The organism is Micromonospora sp. NBS 11-29, from assembly GCF_002140155.1.
GTDB lineage: Bacteria > Actinomycetota > Actinomycetes > Mycobacteriales > Micromonosporaceae > Micromonospora.
The window spans coordinates 459,674-480,066 of sequence record NZ_NAPR01000006.1; the positions used below are offsets into that span (position 1 = coordinate 459,674).

17 protein-coding genes and 2 pseudogenes are annotated in these 20,393 nt (G+C 72.8%); 5 read left to right on the plus strand and 14 right to left on the minus strand.

The window, feature by feature from the left end; all coding sequences use genetic code 11:
- The first annotated feature begins 125 nt into the window (after positions 1-125).
- Positions 126-1,216: pseudogene (locus tag B1205_RS09885) on the plus strand (class I SAM-dependent methyltransferase).
- Here B1205_RS09885 and B1205_RS09890 read toward each other — a convergent pair.
- Complete coding sequence (locus tag B1205_RS09890; RefSeq protein WP_089155302.1) at positions 1,213-1,614, minus strand: hypothetical protein; 402 nt, start codon at positions 1,612-1,614, stop codon at positions 1,213-1,215. The pseudogene B1205_RS09885 and the gene B1205_RS09890 sit on opposite strands and share 4 nt — an antisense overlap.
- 188 nt (positions 1,615-1,802) lie before the next feature.
- On the opposite strand from B1205_RS09890, the gene B1205_RS09895 reads away from it, so the two are divergent.
- A complete protein-coding gene (locus B1205_RS09895) occupies positions 1,803-2,222 on the plus strand; it encodes a helix-turn-helix domain-containing protein (protein WP_089155303.1) in 420 nt (139 codons plus the stop codon).
- A gap of 37 nt (positions 2,223-2,259) precedes the next feature.
- Here B1205_RS09895 and B1205_RS09900 read toward each other — a convergent pair whose 3' ends face one another.
- The 11 genes from B1205_RS09900 to B1205_RS09950 all read right to left on the minus strand — a co-directional run bounded on the left by B1205_RS09900 (position 2,260) and on the right by B1205_RS09950 (position 14,451).
- Positions 2,260-3,219, minus strand: coding sequence for a hypothetical protein (locus B1205_RS09900; protein WP_089155304.1), 960 nt, complete (start codon positions 3,217-3,219; stop codon positions 2,260-2,262).
- A 124-nt stretch (positions 3,220-3,343) separates the two neighbouring features.
- Entirely contained in the window at positions 3,344-3,574 is a 231-nt protein-coding gene (locus B1205_RS09905) for a heavy-metal-associated domain-containing protein (RefSeq protein ID WP_089155305.1), read from the minus strand.
- Between the two features lie 138 nt (positions 3,575-3,712).
- Entirely contained in the window at positions 3,713-5,830 is a 2,118-nt protein-coding gene (locus B1205_RS09910; protein WP_089155306.1) for a RecQ family ATP-dependent DNA helicase, read from the minus strand.
- 98 nt (positions 5,831-5,928) lie between these two features.
- The gene (locus B1205_RS09915) at positions 5,929-7,038 is read right to left on the minus strand and encodes a branched-chain amino acid ABC transporter permease (RefSeq protein WP_089155307.1); all 1,110 of its coding nucleotides are present in this window, start codon (positions 7,036-7,038) and stop codon (positions 5,929-5,931) included.
- Positions 7,035-7,925 carry a branched-chain amino acid ABC transporter permease gene (locus B1205_RS09920; protein WP_089155308.1) on the minus strand — a complete coding sequence of 297 codons (891 nt, stop codon included), beginning with the start codon at positions 7,923-7,925 and terminating at the stop codon, positions 7,035-7,037. Before B1205_RS09920 ends, B1205_RS09915 begins: the two co-directional genes overlap by 4 nt.
- Positions 7,922-8,650, minus strand: coding sequence for an ABC transporter ATP-binding protein (locus B1205_RS09925; RefSeq protein WP_089155309.1), 729 nt, complete (start codon positions 8,648-8,650; stop codon positions 7,922-7,924). The genes B1205_RS09920 and B1205_RS09925 overlap by 4 nt, the downstream gene beginning before the upstream one ends.
- Positions 8,650-9,372, minus strand: coding sequence for an ABC transporter ATP-binding protein (locus B1205_RS09930; protein WP_089155310.1), 723 nt, complete (start codon positions 9,370-9,372; stop codon positions 8,650-8,652). Before B1205_RS09930 ends, B1205_RS09925 begins: the two co-directional genes overlap by 1 nt.
- Positions 9,373-9,375: 3 nt before the next feature.
- Positions 9,376-10,578 carry a substrate-binding domain-containing protein gene (locus B1205_RS09935; protein WP_089155311.1) on the minus strand — a complete coding sequence of 401 codons (1,203 nt, stop codon included), beginning with the start codon at positions 10,576-10,578 and terminating at the stop codon, positions 9,376-9,378.
- 290 nt (positions 10,579-10,868) lie between these two features.
- Entirely contained in the window at positions 10,869-13,832 is a 2,964-nt protein-coding gene (locus B1205_RS09940) for a VWA domain-containing protein (protein ID WP_254909817.1), read from the minus strand.
- Between the two features lie 107 nt (positions 13,833-13,939).
- A complete protein-coding gene (locus tag B1205_RS09945; protein ID WP_089155313.1) occupies positions 13,940-14,179 on the minus strand; it encodes a hypothetical protein in 240 nt (79 codons plus the stop codon).
- Positions 14,176-14,451, minus strand: coding sequence for a DivIVA domain-containing protein (locus B1205_RS09950; protein ID WP_089155314.1), 276 nt, complete (start codon positions 14,449-14,451; stop codon positions 14,176-14,178). The genes B1205_RS09945 and B1205_RS09950 overlap by 4 nt, the downstream gene beginning before the upstream one ends.
- Positions 14,452-14,726: 275 nt before the next feature.
- Between B1205_RS09950 and B1205_RS09955 the strand changes: the two genes are divergently transcribed.
- The gene (locus B1205_RS09955) at positions 14,727-14,957 is read left to right on the plus strand and encodes a GntR family transcriptional regulator (protein WP_089155315.1); all 231 of its coding nucleotides are present in this window, start codon (positions 14,727-14,729) and stop codon (positions 14,955-14,957) included.
- Between the two features lie 401 nt (positions 14,958-15,358).
- Here B1205_RS09955 and B1205_RS33330 read toward each other — a convergent pair whose 3' ends face one another.
- Positions 15,359-17,092: a glycerophosphodiester phosphodiesterase gene (locus tag B1205_RS33330; RefSeq protein ID WP_441338461.1), complete on the minus strand. Its 1,734-nt coding sequence runs from the start codon at positions 17,090-17,092 to the stop codon at positions 15,359-15,361.
- Between B1205_RS33330 and B1205_RS09965 the strand changes: the two are divergent.
- Positions 16,985-18,264, plus strand: a pseudogene (locus B1205_RS09965) (TrkH family potassium uptake protein). The gene B1205_RS33330 and the pseudogene B1205_RS09965 overlap by 108 nt on opposite strands.
- Positions 18,254-18,922, plus strand: coding sequence for a potassium channel family protein (locus tag B1205_RS09970; protein WP_089155316.1), 669 nt, complete (start codon positions 18,254-18,256; stop codon positions 18,920-18,922). Before B1205_RS09965 ends, B1205_RS09970 begins: the two are co-directional and overlap by 11 nt.
- 59 nt (positions 18,923-18,981) lie before the next feature.
- Here B1205_RS09970 and B1205_RS09975 read toward each other — a convergent pair.
- Positions 18,982-20,393 (minus strand): serine/threonine-protein kinase (locus tag B1205_RS09975; RefSeq protein ID WP_254909818.1); only part of this gene is annotated, 1,412 nt, incomplete at its 5' end.

The window sequence follows — 20,393 nt, forward strand, 5'->3', positions numbered from 1 at the left end:
GACGATCATGAACTTAGCCGCGCGACACGCCGATCCGCCGGCCGTCAACTTCATGATCAACGAAGCGGACCCAGCGCGCCCGGGGGCGGACCGGGGTGGGCGGGGAGAGCAGGAAAGGTAGGAGAATGCCGGAAGCGTTGGAGGCGGCGCTGCGGGAGGTGCGGGGGCTGCTGCTCGGCCCGGGCCTGACCCGGGCGGTGGCTGCCGGACGCAGGCGTGGGCAGCGTCCCTCGATGGTCCGGGCGGAGCTGCGCCCGGTCACCCTCAAGGGCGGCGCACGGCTTCAGATCGCCACCTCCGACGGGGCCCGGCCGCACACCCGCAACCTCGCCCCGGGCACGGAGGCCGGCGCGGCCGTCGACGAGTTGCTCGCCGAGCCGTTCGGCAACTGGCATGTGGAGACCGCGGACACCACGCTCCAGCTCCGGGTGACCAAGTCCGGCGAGGCGCAGGTGCACCGCGCCGCGGCCAGCCGTCCGGCCGCCGAGCCGGGTGGGCACGACCGGGCCAAGGACTGGCTGCTCGACCCGGGCGATCCGCTGTTCGCCGAGATCGGCGGTTCGGCGGCCAAGCGCCGCCAGGTGGACGCGTTCCTCCGCGCCCTGGCGGCGACGCTGCCCGACGATCTCACCGGCCCACTGCGCGTGGTGGACCTGGGCTGCGGAAACGCGTACCTGACCTTCGCCGCCCACCGTTACCTCAGCCGGCGCGGTCTGGACGTGACGCTGGTCGGGGTGGACGTACGCGAGGACCAGCGCCGCCGCAACACCGAGCTGGCCGAGCGGCTGGGCTGGGCCGACCGGGTGAGCTTCGTGGCCGGCACGATCGCCGAGGCGCCGGTCGACCCGGCTCCGGACCTGGTACTGGCCCTGCACGCCTGCGACACCGCGACCGACGAGGCGCTGGCCCGGGCGGTGCGCTGGGGCGCACGATGGGTGCTCGCCGCCCCGTGCTGCCACCACGACCTGGCCGCGCAGCTCCGGACCCGGCCCGCACCGGAGCCGTACGAGTTGCTGACCCGGCAGGGCATCCTGCGCGAGCGGTTCGCGGACGTCCTCACCGACGCGCTGCGGGCGGGCCTGCTCCGGCTGCACGGCTACCGCACCGAGGNCGCACGGCGGGCGCACCGACCGAGGGCCAGCGGACCGAGTATCGCGAGCTGGTCGACGGGTGGGGCGTCACACCCCGGTTGGAGACCCTGCTGGCCGAGAGCTAGCGGCGGCGCTCGCCCCGGTTGCGGTCGCCCCGGTCGAACGCCGACACCCGCTCGCCATCCTGCGGGGTCGGGAACGGGACCACCTTGGCCGGCTGGTCGGCGTTGCCGGCGGCGGCGAAGGCGTTCCAGGAGATGTCGACGAGCAGTCGCTTGACCTCGGCGTGCCGAACGGCGGCGTTGTGTTGCAAGGCCATCCGCGCGCCCAGCACCACGCCGACCAGTGTGGTGCAGACCGCTCCGGTCGCGGCGATCAGGTGCACGCCCGTCGCCGGGTCTCCCCGAACCGCCAGCACCAGCAGCCAGATCCAGAAGCCGAGTGCGAACACGCCGGCCTTGGCCACGAAGAAGAGGCTCACCGCGCCGGGTCGGTGCGGGACGGGGCGGTCCGGCTCGGCCATGCTGCTCCTCTGTCGTCGCTGCCGGGGAGGGTTCGACCAGCTTAGTTGACCCTTCACGAGTGTTCACGCCTCGCGAGTCCCGCCGACGGGACCTTTCCGTCCGATCAGTCGGTTACTTCTCCGCGCTCGCGTACTAGGCTCGGGGCGCAGAGCCGGGCGCACCGGCGGAAGAGGACAGATCCGACAGGATGGGCTCCGCAGAGGTTTCGCCACAGATGGCCTTCGCGCGCTTCGTGCGACGGGCCATCGACGACGCCCGCGAGGACCGCGGTTGGACGGTGACCGACCTCGCCACCCACACCGGCGTCGGCCGTTCCACCGTGTTCCGCTGGCTGGCCGGCGACTGGCAGGACTATCCCGAGCTGGCCAAGGTACGCGGCTTCTGCGCCGCCCTCGACCTGCCGGTGGCGGCCGCGTTCCGCGCGCTGGGACTGCCCGACGCCGGGCCGGTGCCCCGTCGGCGTGCCGCCGAGGACGGCCCGGTCGAGGCCGACGTGCGGGTGATCCTGGAACGGCTCGCCGACCCGAACGTCCCGGCCGAGGAGAAGCACCACATTCGCGACCTGCTGCGCTACCTGGCCCGCCGGCCGGTCCGCCGGGCCGGGTGAGAAGACGCCGGGCCGGTGGAGAAGCGCCGCCGGTGGGTCACGCCACGCTCAGGGTGAACTCCGCGGTCCGCACCACGCCGCCGACCTGGAAGTCCAGGAACATCCGGTAGCGACCCGGCCCGGGCGCGGTCACCCAGAACGTCACCGCGTCGCCGTCGGGCGCCGGCTCCGGATGGACGTGCAGGTAGCCGAGGTCACCCTCACGCAGAGCGACCAGATGACCGTACGCGCCGAGGTAGGGCTCCAGCGGCGCGGCCGCGCCGGCCGCCCCGGTGACCCGGAACCGCAGCGGCACCGCCCGTCCCACCTCCGGCGTGCCGGTGTACGCGGCGGTGAAGCCGTCGACCATGGCCGAGGTGGCCGGGGCGGGCAGTGGCCGGGGCGCGTACCCGCCGGGCACGGCCAGGTCGGCGCCGAGCACGGTGGCGACCTGCCGGCCGTCGTCGGCGACCGCGGTGAAGTCCGCGTACATCCGCCAGGAGCCCGGGTCGGACGGCATCAGCGGCACCGACCAGGTGCCGTCGGCGGACATCGTGGGGTGCAGGTGCCGGTAGCCGGTGAGGTCGCGGCGCACCACGATCACGTGCATCGGCTTGTCGTGCACGACGGCGAACCGGGTGACCGCCCGGCGCTGGTCGTCGCGGATCTGGAACCGCAACTCACCGGCGCGGCCGGCGGAGAGGTCCCCGGCGGGCGGCACCAGCGTGTAGCCGGCCGAGCTGATCGACAGGCCGGTCGCACCGTCGCCCCCGCCCTGGGTGACCGTGGCCCCGTCGTGCGTGTGCGCACCGGTGCCGGGCGCGTGGGAGTGGTCACCGCCGGCCGGGGCCGTGCCGGCGGCCGGGCCGGTGGGGTTCGCGGGCGGGTTCAGCCGGCCGAGCCCGAAGCCGAGCAGTACGGCCAGCACCAGGCCGCCGACCACCAGGGCCAGCCGCAGCGTCTCCCGGTCCACCGCGACGGGCCCGGCCGGGGCCGTCCCGCGGGCGGCACCGTCCACCGCGTCACCGCCAGGAGTGAACCCCCCGGAGTACGGGGCCGACCCCTCGGAGCGCGATGGCGCGTCGTCGGAGCGCGCCACGTCGACGGGGGCGACGCGGGCACCGGGCGGCACGGGCGGTGACTCAGGCACCGCCGCCGGCCAGCTCGTAGCCCGCCTCGTCGACGGCGGCCCGGACGGACTCGACCGGCAGCGGGGCGTCGCTGGTGACCGTGGCCGTCCCCTGGGCCAGGTCGATGCGGACCTCGTCGACGCCCGGCAGGGCGGACAGTTCCTCGGTCACCGCCCGGACGCAGTGCTCGCAGGTCATCCCGGTCACGGTGTACGTCTGAACGACGGGTCGCTGCTCGGTCATGGCCCCACGGTACCGCCGGCCGACCCGCGCGCCGACGCCCCCCGCACCGACGGTGGTGCCGCTCGCAGCCGCCGCGCGGCCGGGAGGTGTTAAGCGGGGGCCCTTCCTATACCGGAGGCGTTAACAAGGTGCCCCTCCTTACACCACGGCGAGTGCGAGCGGCAGGACGTCGGGTGCGCCGGCACGGCGCAGCAGGCGGGCCACCATGCTCATCGTCCAGCCCGAGTCGACCAGGTCGTCGACGAGCAGCACCGGGCCGTCCAGCGCCGGCAGCGCGTCGGTCAGCTCGTCGGGCAGGTGGAAGGCGCCGTGCAGTGCGCGTACCCGCTGGGCACTGTTGCCGCGCGGCCCACCGGCGCCGGCCGGACCGGTCGGGACCACCACGCCGAGCAGCGGCAGCCGGCCGACCGCGGCGATCCGTTCGGCCAGCGACGCGACCAGCGCCGGGCGGGTCCGGGAGCCGACCGCGACCACGCCGGCCGGGCGACGCGGCCACGGGTCGTCGCCGTGCGCCCACGCTTTCAGCACCTCGACCACGGCCGCCGTCACGTCGTCGGGCACCGGGCCGTCCGGCGCGTCCGGCCCGACCAGGCCGCGCAACCGCGCACCCCACCCCAGGTCGGAGAGGCGGCCCACGGCCCGTCCGGGCAACGCCTGCTCCGCCGGGGGGATCCGCCCTTTCAGGGGTACGCCGACCGCGTCCAACCCGGTCGGCCAGAGCTTCTTCGGCGCGATCTCGACGCCGGGACGCCCGAGGAACGTCTGCGCGGCGGTCAGCGCCTCGACGGAGACCTCGGCGTCGAACAGCGGCCCGGCGCAGTTGTCGCACCGGCCGCAGTCCTGCGCCCCGGTGTCGTCGAGCCCTTCCCGCAGGTAGCGCATCCGGCAGCCGGTGGTGGCCGCGTACTGGAGCATGGCCCGCTGCTCGGCGGCGCGGGCGTCGGCGACGCGCCGTAACCGGGCCTCGTCGTAGGTCCAGGGTTCGCCGGTGGCGAGCCAGCCGCCGCGTACCCGGCGGACCGCGCCGTCCACGTCGAGCACCTTCAGCATCAGCTCCAGCCGGGCCCGGCGCAGGTCGACGACCGGTTCGAGGGCCTGGGTGGAGATCGGCCGGTCGGTGTGCAGCGCGGCGAGCACGGTGCGGACCTGTTCCTCCGGCGGGAAGGCGAGCGAGGCGAAGTAGCGCCAGATCGCCGCGTCCTCGACGCCCGGCAGGAGCAGCACCTCGGCGTGCTCGACGGCCCGGCCGGCGCGGCCGACCTGCTGGTAGTAGGCGATCGGTGACGGCGGCGCGCCGAGGTGCACCACGAAGCCGAGGTCGGGCTTGTCGAAGCCCATGCCGAGCGCGCTGGTGGCGACCAGTGCCTTGATCTTGTTGTCGAGCAGGTCCTGTTCGGCGGCCCGCCGGTCGGCGTCCTCGGCCTGCCCGGTGTAGGACGCCACGGACCAGCCCCGGCCGCGCAGGAACTCGGCCGTCTCGGTGGCCGCGGCCACGGTGAGCGTGTAGACGATCCCGGAGCCGGGCAGCCGGTCCAGGTGGTCGGCCAGCCAGGCCAGCCGGTGGGCCGGGCTCGACAGGTCGAGTACGCCGAGGCGCAGCGACTCCCGGTCGAGCGTGCCGCGCAGCACCAGCGCGTCGCCGAGTTGCTCGGCGACGTCCTGCGTGACCCGGGCGTTGGCGGTGGCGGTGGTGGCGAGCACCGGCGTGCGCTCGGGCAGGTTGGCCAGGAACGTGCGCAGCCGCCGGTAGTCGGGCCGGAAGTCGTGCCCCCAGTCGGAGACGCAGTGTGCCTCGTCCACCACCAGCAGCCCGGTGGTGGCGGCGAGCTTCGGCAGCACGCCGTCGCGGAAGTCCGGGTTGTTGAGGCGTTCCGGGCTGATCAGCAGCACGTCGACCGCCCCGGCGTGGATCTCGGCGGTGATCGCGTCCCACTCGTCGAGGTTGGCCGAGTTGATGGTGCGGGCTCGGATGCCGGCGCGGGCGGCGGCGTCGACCTGGTTGCGCATCAGCGCCAGCAGCGGCGACACGATCACCGTCGGCCCGTGCCCGCCGCCGGACCGCAGCAGCGCGGTGGCCACGAAGTAGACGGCCGACTTGCCCCACCCGGTGCGTTGCACGCAGAGCACCCGCCGCCGGTCGACCACCAGCGCCTCGATGGCGAGCCACTGGTCCTCACGCAGCCGGGCGTGCTCACCGGCGAGCCGCCGCAGCACCGCCTCGGCCCGCTCCCGAACCCCCACCCGCTCCCGCCTCATCCCGCATTTCTACCAGCCCCAACCCCCCACCCTGTCGATCATGAAGTTGACGGCGCCGGTTCCGGCGTGTCGTGCCGCCAACTTCATGATCGACGGGGTCAGGGGCGCGGGCGCAGCGCGGTCCCGAGGGGGGTCAGGCGGGATCTCAGGCTGGCCAGGCCGCCTGGGAAGAAGTAGACCGCCAGGATGAAGACGGTGCCCAGGACGAAGAGGGGCTGGCTCAGGGGGTGGCTGAGGAAGGCGGGGAGGCTGTTGACCGCGTCGCTGGTGCCGAACGCGGTGAGGCGGTGGTCCAGGTACATGTAGAGGACGCCGCCCAGGACCGGGCCCCAGCGGGTGCCGGGGCCGCCGAGCACCACCATGACCAGCAGCGACAGCGTCAGCTCCGACGAGGTGATGTGCGGGCTGGCGCCGCCGACGATCAGCACGTAGACCACGCCACCGGCGCTGGCCAGGCCGCCGGCCAGCGTGAACGCGACCAGCTTGAACCGGTACGGGTCGAGGCCGAGCACCCCGATCCGCCGCTCGTCGTCGCGCAGCCCGGCCAGCACCCGCCCGGTCGGCGAGCCGCTGACCCGGTGCACCACCAGGACCACCAGCGCCAGGTACGCCAACGCCAGCCAGTAGAGGTTCACCGTGTTCGTGACGCCGACCAGCGCCGACGGCAGCCCGGACACGTCCAGCGGCAGCCCCTCCTCGCCGCCGGTGAGGCCGCCGAAGTCCCGGGCCACCAGGATCGCCCCGACCTGCGCGAACGCCAGCGTCACCATGGCGAACGCGATGCCCACGGTGCGCAGCGCCACCGCGCCGAGCAGCGCGGCGAGCGTGGTGCCGCCGAGCACGGTCAGCACGGCGGCCTGCCACAGCGGCAGCCCGGCCTTGGTGACCAGGATGTCGGTGCCGTACACGCCGGCGGCGAAGTAGAGCGCGTGCCCGAAGGAGAGCATGCCGGTGCGCCCGAACAGCAGGTCGTAGCCGGCCGCGAGGCCGCCGAAGACCAGGCAGATGGCGAGCAGTTGCAGCGTGCCGGGCGAGTTCAGCGGCCCCTCGAAGATCCCCGGCAGGTTCAGCGTCGAGTAGGGCAGAACCGCCGCCACCACCAGCGCGACCAGCGGCAGGAACGGACGCAACCCGTGCCAGCGGGAGCGCCCGGGGGTCAGCTCGTCGGGCACCTGCGCCGGGGGCGCGTCGACCACCGAGTTGGTCATGCGTGAGCCACCTTTCCGGCCAGGCCCTGCGGACGCAGCAGCAGCACCACGGCGAGGAGACCGACCACGCACAGGTCACCCAGCCCGGACGTGCCGTAGTAGTTGACGAACTGTTGCAGCAGCCCCACCGCTACCGCCGCGTACGCGGACCCGACCACCGAGCCCATCCCGCCGATCACCACCACGATGAACGCGAAGATCAGCAGTGAGCCGCCCTGACCGGGCGAGACGGTGCCGAAGTAGACGCCGCCGAGCGCGCCGGCCAGCGCGGCGGCGGCCCCGCCGATCGCGAAGACCAGCGTGAACGCCTTGCGCACGTCGATGCCGAGCGCGGTCACCATCTCCCGGTTCTCCACGCCCGCCCGGATCACCAGGCCGTACCGGGTCCAGCGCAGGAACGCCAGCAGCGCGCCGAGCACCACCACGGCGGCGACGATCAGCAGCAGCCCGGCGTTGGGCACCTGCGCGCCGAGCACCGAGGTCACGTTCCGGCTCCAGTCGGGGCGCGGGAACGGTCGCGGGTCCGCACCCCAGGTGGCCTGGAGCAGCGCCACGCCGGCCAGCGACAGGCCGACGGTGACCAGCACCTGTTCGATGGTGCGGGAGTAGAGCGGCCGGATCAGCACCAGCTCGACCAGCACCGCGACCAGCGAGCCGGCGAGCACCCCGAAGAGCACCGCCACCACGAAGCCGAGCCCGTCGGACCCGGCGCCGGGCAGGTTGCCGGCCGCCCACCAGGTCGCGTACGCGCCGACGCCGAGGAACAGCCCGTGCGCGAAGTTGAGCACGTCGGCGAGGCCGAAGACCAGGGACAGGCCGGAGGCGACGAGGAAGTAGAGCGCCGCCAGGCCGAGCCCGGTCAGCGTCAGCAAAACCACCGTGTTCATGAGTGCACCTCCGCAGCGCCCACACCCAGCAGCGACTTGGTGAGCGCGGTCTCCAGCAGCAGTTCGCGGGCGTCGCCGGTCCAGGCGACCCGGCCGGCGGAGAGCACCACCGCGTCGGTCGCCAGTCGCCGCACCACCGCCAGGTTCTGCTCGACCAGCAGCACCGGCACGGACTCCGCGACCCGTTCCAGCACCTCGGCCACCTCGGTCACCACCTTCGGCGCCAACCCCTTGGTCGGCTCGTCGACCAGCAGCAGCCGGTTGTCGTTGAGCAGCACCCGGCCGATCGCGAGCATCTGCTGCTGCCCGCCGGAGAGCGAACCGGCCCGTTGCCGTCCGCGCCGGTCCAGCTCCGGGAAGAGCGAGAAGACCTTGTCGTACGCCGGGGTCGTGCCCCGCCGTTCGGCCAGTCGCAGGTTCTCCGCGACGGTGAGGCCGGCGAAGACGCAGCGGTCCTCCGGCACGTAGCCGAGGCCGCCGCGGACCAGCCGGTGCGTGGGGCGGGCGAGCAGGCTCTGCGCGCCCATCCGCACGGTGCCGCGTACCTCGCCGTTGCGCGGGGTCAGCCCGACGATCGCCCGCAACGTCGTGGTCTTGCCGACGCCGTTGCGCCCGAGCAGCACGGTGACTCCGGTCGGCGCCACTTCGAACGACACGCCCTGGAGGATGTGCAGCCCGGCGATCCGCACGGACAGGTCCGCCACGGACAGGACAGGTTCCACCATCAGAGGGCCTCCCCCAGGTACGCCTCCTGCACGGTGGCGTTCGCCATCACCGTGTCCGGGGTGTCGCAGGCCAGCAGCGCGCCGTGGTGCATCACGGCGATCCGGTCGGCCAGCTCCAGGATCACGTCCATGTGGTGTTCCACCATGAGCACCGACCGGCCGCTGTCCCCGGTCAACGACTTGATCACGCGGACCAGTTCCGGCACGTCCTCGGCGCTCACCCCGGCCATCGGCTCGTCCAGCAGCATCACCCGGGGTTCCCCGGCGAGCAGCAGGGCGATCTCCAGCTTGCGTTTCTCGCCGTGGGCCAGGGTGCCGGCGAGCGCCGTACCCCGGTGGTGCAGGCCGACCCGGTCGAGCGCCGCGTCGGCGGCGGCGGCCACCTCCCGGTCGGCCGCCGCCCGNCCCCGGTGCGCCTGTACGGCGAGCCGGACGTTCTCCCGCACCGTCAGCGAACCGAAGACCGAGGACGCCTGGAAGGTACGCCCGAGGCCGAGCCGGGCCCGCCGGTGCGGGGGGAGCGTGGTGACGTCCGCCCCGTCCAGCAGGACCTTGCCCTCGGTGGGCCGGCGCAGGCCGGTGATCAGGTTGAACAGGGAGGTCTTGCCGGCGCCGTTGGGCCCGATCACGCCGAGGAACTCCCCCGGCTGAAGATCGAGGTAGACGGAGTCGACGATGGCGACCTCACCGATCCGCCAGGTCAGACCGCGGGTGGCGAGCACGGCTCAGCCCTTCATCTGCGCGACCGGCGGCGCGCTCTCGTCACCGGTCAGCGTCTTCTGCGCGGTCGCGGTGAAGGCGGTGCCGCTGCCGGAGAGCTTGGCCTGGTACATCGGCTGGAGCAGGGCGTGGTCCTCGGCGCGGATCTTCATGGTGCCCTTGACGCCCTCGAACTCCCAGCCCTCCAACGCCGTGATCATCTTCTCCACGTCGTCGCCGCCCTCCTGCACCGCGCGCACGACCATCTGCGCGGCGGCGAACCCGTCCGGGTGGAACAGGTCGAGCGTGCCGCCGGTGACCTTCGCCTTCGCGGCCTTGGCCGCCTCGGTGTCGCTGGCCCCGTCGAAGTAGTGCGACAGGAACGAGATCTTGCTGCCGGCCGCGCCGAACGTCGCCCAGGAGGCGCGGATGTCCAGGCCGGTGACGACCGTGGTGGAGGCGAGCACGCCCTGCTGGTCGAGCGTCTGCCACATCGCGCCGGCCGTGGTGCCGGCCCAGGCGACGAAGAGCAGGTCTGGCTTGGCGGCCTTGATCTGGCTGGCGAACGGGGTGAACTCGGTGGCGCTGGCCGGCGCCCGGACGCTGCTGACGGTGGCGCCCGCGCCGCCGATGACGGCCTTGACGGCGGCCTCGTTCGCGTCGCCGAACGCGCCGTCCTGGGCGAAGACGACGACCTTCTTGCCGGCCGCGTCGCCGATGAACGACTTGGCGGTCACGACGTCCTGCCACGACTGCCGGCCGGAGCGGAACGTGTACTTGTTCGCGCCGGTCACCGCGTCGGTGGCGGCCGGACCGGAGATGAACAGCACCTTGTTCTGCGCGGCGATCGGGGCCACCTGGAGCGCCACACCGGAGGAGGTGGACCCGGCGATGATCTTCGTACCCTTGCCGATCAGGTCCTTGGCGGCGGAGACGGCCTTGGCCGGGTCGCCCGCGTCGTCGGCCTCGGCCACCTCGATCGTGCGGTCGCCGACCTTGCCGGTGCCCTTGGTGGCGAAGTCGAGGCCGGCCTTGAACCCCTCGATGTACTGCTTGCCGTAGCTGGCCAGCGGCCCGGACTGGGAGTAGACCAGGCCGACCTTGACCGGCGCGGCGTCGCCGCCGCCGGAGGCGGTGTCCTGCGGGCTGCCACACGCCGTGGCGGCCAGCGTGGCCGCCATCATCGTGGCGGCGGAAAGGAACACCCGTCGCGTGTGCCGGATCGTCATTGCGACTCCAGGTGAGGACAGGAGGATTGTCGGTTGTCGGCTCACGCTAGAAGTGACGTCACGCACGGGCTATGTGGTCGGCGCACACAAGTCTTCGGGACGGGATGGCCGCACGTTACAGCCGCGGACATCGCCACGTAACTCCGCCGACTCGGGGTGGCCCGCTCCCCCACGCGGGGCACGGCCGGAATGTCGGCCCGGACCATCGCGGAGCGTGTACGCGCGGCGGCCCGGCGGGGGAATCCCACCGGGCCGCCACGGTCAGCCGCTCACCGGCCGACCCGCATCTCTCACGTCGTCCGGCGTCGCCGCCAGCCGAGGACCGTCAGCACCACACCGGCCGTCACCGCGAGCGCGCCGCCACCGATCAGCCCGGTGAGCTTCATGCCGGTCACCGGCAGGTGCTTGCCGTGGTGGAAGGGCGGGAACGGCTTCTCCGCCTTCCGGTTGGTGAACGTGCAGGTGTACGCGCGGCCCGCGGCCGGGGTGAGCACGTTGCCCGGGGTGGGCGCCGGCTCACCCGTGTCGTTGAAGACGCAGCCCAGCGCGGCCAACCTGTACCCGGCCGGCCCGCCGCTCTCGCTGAGGGCGTACGCCACACCGGCCACCACCTCGGCGTCGGTCACCGCGGCCTCACCGCTGCGCCCGCTGACCGGGGTCGCCCCGGAACCCGAGGGCGGGGTGGCGCTCAACACCCAGTCCGTGGGCTTCGCGGTGCCGTGGTGGTCGTTCTCCACCTCCTTGACCAACGTGACCCGGCCGGTGGTCGGCGGTGGCGGCGCCACGTCGGCGTTGACGAACGTGCAGGTGAGGTCCTGCCCGAACGTCGGCGTCAGCACGTTGTCCGGCGTCGCGACGGGCGTGGACGTGCCGGTGAGTACGCAGGTGGGCGTGCCGACCGGCTCGTACCCGGCCGGACCGTCGCTCTCGGCGAGCGTGTAGGCCAGGTTCGGGTTCACCGCCGCCCTGGTCACCGCCGCCTCCCCGCTGCGGCCGGTGACCGGCGCGGCGGAACCGGTTGGCGGGGTGGCGCTCAGCACCCAGTCGGTTGGCACGGCGGTGCCGCCGTGGGTGTTGCGTACCTGCTTGACCAGGGTCAGTTGCGCCGGTTCGGCCTGGTTGACCGCGGTGCAGACCACCGTCTGGCCGATCTGCACGGCCACCTGGCCGTTCTCGCCGCCGAAGTCGGGGTTGACCCCCGGCCCGGCGCGGTCCCGGACCCCGCAGCTCCAGCTACCGGTGGCCGGCGGTTCGATCACCGCGCCCGGCACCACGGTCTGGGTGAAACCGGGGACGGTGCTCTCGCCGAGCGAGTAGACGGCGCCCTCGACGACCGGGTGGGCCGGGTCGCCGCTCTTCACCGTGAACCCGTTCGGCCCGTGGGCGGTCAGGTCCCACGCCGTCGCCGGCGGCTCCGGCGCGCCGTACGGGTTCTGCACGGACTTGGCGAGGATCAACTTCGTCTCGCAGGTGACCGTGTTGGTGATCTGGTAGGTGTTGGTCCCGGCGGCGAGCGTCTGCTCACCGAGGTCACCGCTGGCCGTGTTGCTGCAGCCGGGCGGCAGCGCGGTGATCTTCTCGTCGACGACGACCGACTGTCCCGCCCGGAAGGTGCTGTACCCGACGCCCCAGGCCGGCTGGTCGACGCCGGGCAGCAGCAGCGCGGCCTGGATGGAGACGTCCTGCTGCGGGTCCGGGACGGTCTGCCCGTTGACCACCCAGGTCTTGTTCACCACCACCGTCGCCGGTTCGGGCTCGGCCTGGTTGAGCATCGTGCAGGTCACCGCGTCGTTGGCGAGCGCGTTCACGCTGAACCCGGCGGCGCCGAGGTTGGCCACCAGCACCGGCTGGCCGCTGGCGGTGCAGGTGGCGTTCAGGCCGCCCTGCTGGACCAGGGCGTACCCGGGCTGCGGCGTCTCCGCGATCGCCACCGCCCGGCTGGGCTGCCCGCCGAGGTCGACGGCGAGGCTGACCGCGCCGGTGGAGGTGTCGGTGACGGCGCTCGGCGGGGTCACGCCGGTGCTGCTGGACGAGATCGTCCAACCGCCGGTCGGCTGCGGGTCACCGCCACCCGGCGGGATCACCAGCTTGACCACGCTGACCGTGCCCCGGCAGTTCGTCTGGGCGAGTTCCCGGAAGACGGCGGCGAGCTGGTCGTAGTCGGTCTGGAAGTAGTCCGATCCGGCGACCGGTCCGGAGATGGCGACCAGGTTGTCCGGCGCGCCGGAGACACCGGCGCCCACGCCGACCGCGACGACCCGGGTGCCCTGGGCCTTCACCGCGTTGGCGGAGAAGATCCCGTTCTCCACCTCCACGAACCGGGTGAAGCTGCCGGACCCCTGGGCCGGCGGCGGGCCGTACACGGTGGGGTTGCCGTCGGTCAGGACGATCACGGCGTCGTAGTCGTAGGGCGCGTTGGCGATCTGCCACAGGCCCTGGTCCCAGTTGGTGGTGCCGCCGGAGGTGAGGCCGTTGATCGCGGCCTTGACCGTGTTCGCGCCCGCCAGGTCGGAGACCGGGACCGGGTTGAGCACCGCGTTGGCGTTCGTGGCGAACGTGTAGAGCCCGATCTCCGACGGGGTCCCGGTCAGGGCGTCGACGAAGCCGTTCGCGGCGTTCTTCACCACGGGCAGGTCGGGCGTGATAGACCCGGACACGTCGATCAGCAGTGCGACGCGCAGGCCGCACGAGGCGGGCAGCGGCGGGTTGTCCCGCTCGTCGGCCCACACCGGGCCGCGCGCGGTCCGGTTGGTGTTACCGGTGGTCACCGCCGGGAAGGTGTACGTCTGATTGTTGGCCACCGCCCCGGTGAACACCCCGTTGTACACCGTGGACTGGTACGGCGCGTTGCCGCCGTTGCCGGTGACCAGGCTGTCGATGACGCGCCAGCCGCTCGGCGCGCTGCGCTCGACGATCCAGTAGCCCTGGTTCGTGCCGGTCCGTCCCGGCACGTCGACCGCGCACCTGCCGGTGGCGTCGGTGGTGCAGGACGCGTCCGGGGTCGCCCCCGGGCCGGGACGCGTGCCGCTGACCCCCGCGTAGAAGTCGAAGGTGGCGCCGGCCAGCGGCCCCACGGTCTGTTCGCCGGTGCGGTCACCGCCCTTGCTGACGACAAGCGTCGCGTTGTTGGCGTCGGCGGCCCGGGCCGGCGTCGCCGCCTGCGGCCCGACCAGCGGCACCAGGCCGCCCACCAGGGTCAGCGCGGCGGTCGCGCACCAGCGACGTCGCGTTCGAGTCATCGTGAGAATGGACATGCACAAACCCCCGTACCGCGCCTGCCCTTGTCGCAGACGGCGAGGTCATTATTGAGGCTTTTGTCCGTTTCTCGGAATGCTTTGCCGATGCTGAGCGATCGTCACCTTCACCCGCAGTCGCCGTCGTGGTCGGCCGCCCGCCGGCAGCGCCGGCCACCGTCGAGCATCCGGTCGCACCAGACCCAGTGCTGTACGGACTGCTCGTCCTCCCGAGACACGGTGACTCCGGCCCGCTCGACGTCGGCCAGAAAGCCAAGCGCCCGGCAGATCGCCCGGGCGAACCCGCGAGCGCCGTCGAGGTCGGCCGCGAGGACCGGCAGGTGTACGACGAACCGCTCCCGGCTCACCGGTACGCCCCCGGCGTGCGCCAGTTTTTGAGCACCCGTCTGATGCGCGCGTTCTCCTCGGCGCACCGGGCCGCGTCCCGCCGGGCCAGTGCCAGGTCACCGGCCACCCGATAGAGGAACGCGTGCACCTCCACCGGGTCGAGCCCGCGGCGCACGGTGCGGAACCGCCGCTCGCGGATCTGCCCGACGCTGAGCGGTCGGCACGGCTCCGGTGGGCACCACCTCCCGCGTCGTCGCCGCGAAGGTCGGAACAGGTCGAGCACGTTGTACACGGATCCTCCTCGCCAGCCGTGGAGGCGGCCCGTCCACGGACAGGGGACGCGGACGGGCCGCCGGCCCCGCGACCGCAGCCCAGATCGGCGGTACGACCCCGGAGCCCATTTCGGGCCCGGCCCCCGAGGTTTGCCGAACCAACCGGAGCCGGACACGGTCAGCCTAACCAAAATGTTTGTGTAGGTCGAGCATCCACTTCGGGCTGTCAGGTTGTTGCAGATGCTGGTGCAGGCCCGGCATGATCGGACGTGCCGAACCAACCGGAGTCCTCACCATGCCCACAGCCGAAGCCCCATACCGTCACATCGCCAACGAACTCACCGCGAAGATCAAGAGCGGCGAGCTGAAGCCCGGCGACAAGCTGCCCTCGACCCGCGAACTGGCCGAGGCATACGGCGTTCACATGAACACGGCCTCACGCGCACTGTCCCTGCTGCACGATCGGGAGCTGATCACCGGTCAGCCCGGCCGTGGCACCTACGTCGCCGAGCCGCCAGCCCGGTAGGCATCCGACCGCCTAGGAACTTGAGGGCGCGAACGCCATCAAGCCCGTCCGCCCTGCGCCAACACCCCTGAACACGCCACCAGCCATCACGCGGACCCGAGTGGTCACGCCGGCCCAGCGGTCACGCCCTCACCTCAAACCCCGCCCCATCACGCGGACCCGAGTGGTCACGCCGGCCCAGCGGTCCACGCCCTCACCTCAAGCCCACTCCAGCACGCCCACCACCGGTCACGCCCAGCGCAGCGGCCACGCCCCCACCTCAAGGCCCACTCCAGCGGGCTGGCCAGCCGGTCACGCCGGCCAACTGACCATGCCCGCCGGCTTCGTCACGCCAAACCGCCCCGGGTGCCGGGGTCGATGACCCACGCCGGGCCGATCCATCCTCGCCCTCAAGTTCCTAGTCACCGGCCGGCACTCTCCTCTTGACCGCCTTTAGAGCTGAGATCAGCAATGACTCGCCCGCCGGACCCGCACGGGTCTTCGACGATCCCGCCCTCCGAGGCGATCACGGGGAAGCTGGCGTTCGCAGCGGACGACAGCCAGCGCGCAGCCTGAGTCGTTTCTGACATCAGCTCGAAAGGCAGCACAACGGAGGGTCTTTCCCGGCAGCGACGGGCGACGGTCCCGATCGCCCGCAGCCGACCGAGCCGGGCCGTATCCGGCGAGGCACGCGCTTGCCGGCAGCCGGCGGTAAAAGAGCCGGGCGAGGGTGCCGCCCGCCAGATCGCCGAAACGGCGGGATCAGCTCGCCGGGAAGCAGCCACTTCGCCGAACCGGTGCACGAAGCCGTCCTGGCACGACCGCCCGACCGCGGGCGGGCGCGGGGCACCCCGACGAGCCGGTGCCGGGAGAGGGGCGGGCGTCAGCGGCCGGCGCGNCACCGCCGTGTCGGGGTGGTCGCTGAACGCGCCGTCCAGGCCCAGGTCGAAGAAGAGCTCGTACTCCGACGTGATGTCGCCTCGGGCGTTCGGGTCGGCGCCGATGCGGAAGTCGGCCGGCAGGAACTGGTTCTCGGCCCGGAACGTCCAGGCGTGCACCACCAGCTTCAGCCGGTGCGCGTCCCGGATCACCGTGGTCGGGGCGAGCAGCCGGCCGGCGGCGTCCCGGGGCACGATCAGGTTCTTGTGCAGGCCGACGCCGTCGGCGTACCGGGACACCCAGGCCAGGCCGGCGGCGGTGGCCAGGTCGGCGTAGGTCCGCTTGTCGCCGGCCGCGGTGAAGTCGTAGGGCGCGCCGGCTGCGTCCATGAGCTGCACCAGCCGTACGTCGATCATCTTGTCGAGCTTGCGCAGGTTGGCGGTCTCGAAGCTCTGGATGAAGACCGGGTCGTTGCGGTGGGTCAGCCGGTTCCTGCGGAGCACCGCGACCAGCGGCTCCTCCAGCGCCCGCCCGATCGAGGCGAAGTAGGTGGGGTGCTTCGTCTCCGGGTAGACGCCGATGGTCCGGCCCCGGGCCTTCGACTCGGTCCGGGCCAGGTCGATGACCTCCTGAAGGGTGGGGATCTCGAACCGGCCGTCGAACGCGGTGTTGGCCACCCGCACCAGGGGCAGCCGCTCCTTGGCCCGCAGCGTCTTCAGCTCGGCCAGCGTGAAGTCCTCGGTGAACCAGCCGGTGACCGTCACCCCGTCGATGGTCTTCGTCGCCTTGCGGGCCGCGAACTCGGGGTGGGCCGCCACGTCGGTCGTACCCGAGATCTCGTTCTCGTGGCGCGCGACCAGGACGCCGTCCCTGGTCGGGACCAGGTCCGGCTCGATGAAGTCGGCGCCCTGCCGGATGGCCAGCCGATAGGCCTCCAGGGTGTGCTCCGGGCGGTAACCGCTCGCGCCCCGGTGACCGATCACGATCGGTCGCTGGNCACCACCACGGCCGCCGCCGCGAGCAGCGCGCCGGCCACACCGAGGGCGGAAAGGGTACGTCGCAACGCCGTCTCCTGTCGTTGAGGGGTACGCACAGCAGACCGGGCGTGGTTGACCGGCAGTTGGTCGGTTCCTGACCTCCGGGTGAATCTCCGGACGGAAGATGACCTGGTGCGTAGCCTGCTCCGGAAGCCGGTCCGGCTGGTGCCGCTCGGGTTCCTGGTGGTGATCCTGGTCGGCACCGGGCTGCTCATGCTGCCCTCGGCCACCAGCGAGCACCGCTACACCCCGTTCGTGACCGCGTTGTTCACCGCCACGTCGGCGGTGTCGGTGACCGGCATGGCGATCACCGACACGCCGAACTACTGGAACGACTTCGGGCTCGTGATGATCACCGTGCTCACGCAGCTCGGCGGCCTCGGCATCCTGACCGGCGCGTCGCTGGTGATCCTGGTGGTCTCCCGCCGGCTCGGCCTGCGCAACCGGCTGCTCGTGCAGGCCGAGACCGCCGAGTTCGGCCTCGGCGACCTGCGCCGGCTGCTGCTGCGCATCGCGGCCACGGTCTTCGCCACCGAGGTCCTGATGACGGTCGTGGTCGCCGGGCGGCTCCGGCTGGCCTACGACTACGGCCCCGGTCGGGCGCTCTGGTCGGCCGTGTTCCACTCGGTCCAGGCGTTCAACAACGGCGGCTTCGCCCTCTACTCCGACGGGCTGGTCGCCTTCGCCCGGGACCCGTGGGTGGCGCTACCGCTCAGCCTCGGCGCGATCGTCGGCGGGCTCGGCTTCCCGGCGCTGTTCGAGGCGGTTCGCGAGTGGCGGCAGCCGACCCGCTGGGCGGTCGCCACCAAGCTGACCGTCTGGGGCANCCGTACACGATCGGCACCTACGACGCGGCGGGCAAGGTGCTGGCGTCGTTCGCCCAGATCGCGTTGAGCCGCACCGGCGGCTTCGACGTGATCCATGTGGGCCGGCTCAGCGAGGAGAGCTATCCGATGCTCATCGGGCTGATGTTCATCGGCGGTGGCAGCGCCAGCACCGCCGGCGGCATCAAGGTCTCCACGTTCTTCCTGCTCGGGTTCGCGATCTGGGCGGAACTGCGCGGCGAGGCGGACACCACGGTCGGGCGTCGCCGGGTGTCCACGGCCAGCCAGCGGCAGGCCCTGACGGTCGCGCTGCTCAGCATCGCGCTGGTGGCCGGCGGCACGGTCGGGCTGATCGCGACGACCACACGCCTGCCCTTCTACGCCACGCTCTTCGAGGTCACCTCCGCGTTCAGCACCACCGGCCTCACCGTCGGCCTCGCCCCGCGACTGCCGGCGCCCGGTCAGTACCTGCTGACCGCGCTCATGTACATCGGCCGGATCGGCCCGCTCACTCTCGGGTCGGCGATCGCGTTGAACACCCGGCGACGCTTGTACCGCTACCCGGAGGAGCAACCCATTGTCGGCTAGACACTCGGACGGGCGCGGGGTGGTCGTGATCGGACTGGGTCGGTTCGGTCACCACCTCGCCGGCTCGCTGGCCCGGCTCGACCACGAGGTCCTCGCCATCGACCGCGACCCGCGGCTGGTCCAACGCTGGTCCGCGGAGCTGGACCGGGTGGTGCAGGCGGACGCCACCGAGGAGGTCGTGCTGCGCCAGCTCGGCGTGGCGGACTTCCCCCGGGCGGTGGTCGCCATCGGCGCGTCGGTCGAGGCGAGCGTGCTCACCGTGCTGGCCCTGACCGAACTGGGCATCCCGCAGATCTGGGCGCGGGCCACCTCGGACAAGCACGCCCGGATCCTGCACTCGGTCGGCGCGCACCATGTGGTCTTTCCGGAGGCGGAGACCGGCGAGCGGGTCGCGCACCTGATCGTCAGCCGGCTGCTCGACTTCATCGAGTTCGGCGACGACTTCGCGATCGCCAAGGTACGGGTGCCCGCGCCGCTGGTCGGACGCCCGCTGCGGGACCTGACCCCACGGGAGCGGTACGGGGTGATGGTGGTCGGCGCGAAGCTGCCCGGCGAGCCGTTCCGCTACGCCGACCCGGACACCGTGCTGATGCCGGACAGCGTGCTCATCGTGGAGGGCAGCATCACCCAGGTGCAACACTTCGCCGCGCTGACCTGAGCGTCAGCGCTTCGGTCCCTTGCCTTTCGCCTTGCCGGGCCCACCTCCCTTCGGCTGCTTCACCGTGCTTTTCCCTTGCCGTTCTCCTTGCCCTTTGCCTTGGCCGGCTTCGGCGGTGCCTTGGGCTTCGGCGCCGCCTTGGGTCTCGGCGCCGTCTTGGCCGGTGCCGTCCTGGTGGCCGGCTTGACCGGCGTCCGGGTCTGCGGTGCGACGGTGACCGGCACCGAACCGGCGATCCCGGACACCTGCACGCCGCAGGTGCTGCCGCCGACCTTGAACTCCACCGGCAGCGTGTTGCTCCCGGTGTACCGCCCGCTCAGCGTCAGCTTCGTCGAGGCGCCCGGTGCCAGCGCCGCAGCCGCCGCCGGGGCCGCGACCGACACGTCGCGCCCCACCTGGCGTGCCGGCGGTTGAGCGGCGGTGACCGCCTGCCTGCCGGGGAAACTGAAGCTCATCGTCCAGTCGCGCAGGTCCCGCGTGCCGGTGTTGGTCAGCGTCAGCTCGGCCGAGAAGTCCTTGCCGGTGTCCCGGCGCAGCGAGTAGTCGACCGCGCAGGGCACCGGCTCGGGCAGCCCCATCCGCGCCTCGGTCGGTTCCACCCCGCCGCTGGCCGGGCTCTTCGACGTCAACCCCCACAGGGTGGCGGTGACCGCGAGCAGGCCGACGGCGGCCACCCCGGCCTCCACCCGCCGTCGCCGCACCACCGCACCCCGGGTCCGGGTGCGGATCGCCGAGTACGGCAGCGCGTCCGTCGCCGCCGACCAGGGCAGGATCGTGGTGTCCGCGTTCTCCGCCAGCGCCGGGTCGAACCGGCCGAACGCCGGCGACACCGGCACGATCGCCGCGAGCCCGGCCGCCTCGGCGAGCGTACGGGCCACCTCGGCGGTGGGCGGGCGGTCCTCGGGGCGCTTGGCCAGGCAACGCGCGACCAGGTCGGCGATCTGCGGCGGGAGCCCCGGCACCGGCGGCATCGGGTCCGGGTCGCGGTACATGTGGGCGCGCAGCATCTGGGTGGTGGTGCTGGCCTGCCACGGCAGCCGCCCGGTGAGCATGCGGTAGAGCAGCAGGCCGACCGCGTAGACGTCGGTGGCCGGCGAGACGTGCCCGTTGTCCAGGCGCTCCGGGGCCAGGTAGGCGGGCGTGCCGAGCAGTGCGCCGTCCGGCCCCTTCTCGCTCTCCCCCACCAGCGCCGAGATGCCGAAGTCGACGACCTTCACCCCGGTCGGGGTGAGCATCACGTTGCCGGGCGTCACGTCCCGGTGCACCACACCCCGGGCGTGCGCGGTGGCCAGCGCGGAAGCCACCTCCGCGCCGATGGTCAGCGCCTCCCGCCAGGGCAACTGCCCGTCACGGCCGAGCCGGCTGCTGAGCGCGCCGCCGTCCACCAGCTCCATGACCACGTATGGGACGGTCAGCCCGACCTGGACGGACTCGCCGTAGTCGTACACGTTGGTGATGTTGGGGTGGCAGA

Bases quoted from the DNA above. Each gene is read 5' to 3' on its own strand.
- B1205_RS09940 (WP_254909817.1), bottom strand. From the start codon at position 13,832: ATGTCCATTCTCACGATGACTCGAACGCGACGTCGCTGGTGCGCGACC.
- B1205_RS09915 (WP_089155307.1), bottom strand. From the start codon at position 7,038: ATGACCAACTCGGTGGTCGACGCGCCCCCGGCGCAGGTGCCCGACGAG.
- B1205_RS09925 (WP_089155309.1), bottom strand. From the start codon at position 8,650: ATGGTGGAACCTGTCCTGTCCGTGGCGGACCTGTCCGTGCGGATCGCC.
- B1205_RS09955 (WP_089155315.1), top strand. From the start codon at position 14,727: ATGCCCACAGCCGAAGCCCCATACCGTCACATCGCCAACGAACTCACC.
- B1205_RS09920 (WP_089155308.1), bottom strand. From the start codon at position 7,925: ATGAACACGGTGGTTTTGCTGACGCTGACCGGGCTCGGCCTGGCGGCG.
- B1205_RS09935 (WP_089155311.1), bottom strand. From the start codon at position 10,578: ATGACGATCCGGCACACGCGACGGGTGTTCCTTTCCGCCGCCACGATG.
- B1205_RS09910 (WP_089155306.1), bottom strand. From the start codon at position 5,830: ATGAGGCGGGAGCGGGTGGGGGTTCGGGAGCGGGCCGAGGCGGTGCTG.
- B1205_RS09895 (WP_089155303.1), top strand. From the start codon at position 1,803: ATGGGCTCCGCAGAGGTTTCGCCACAGATGGCCTTCGCGCGCTTCGTG.
- B1205_RS09890 (WP_089155302.1), bottom strand. From the start codon at position 1,614: ATGGCCGAGCCGGACCGCCCCGTCCCGCACCGACCCGGCGCGGTGAGC.
- B1205_RS09905 (WP_089155305.1), bottom strand. From the start codon at position 3,574: ATGACCGAGCAGCGACCCGTCGTTCAGACGTACACCGTGACCGGGATG.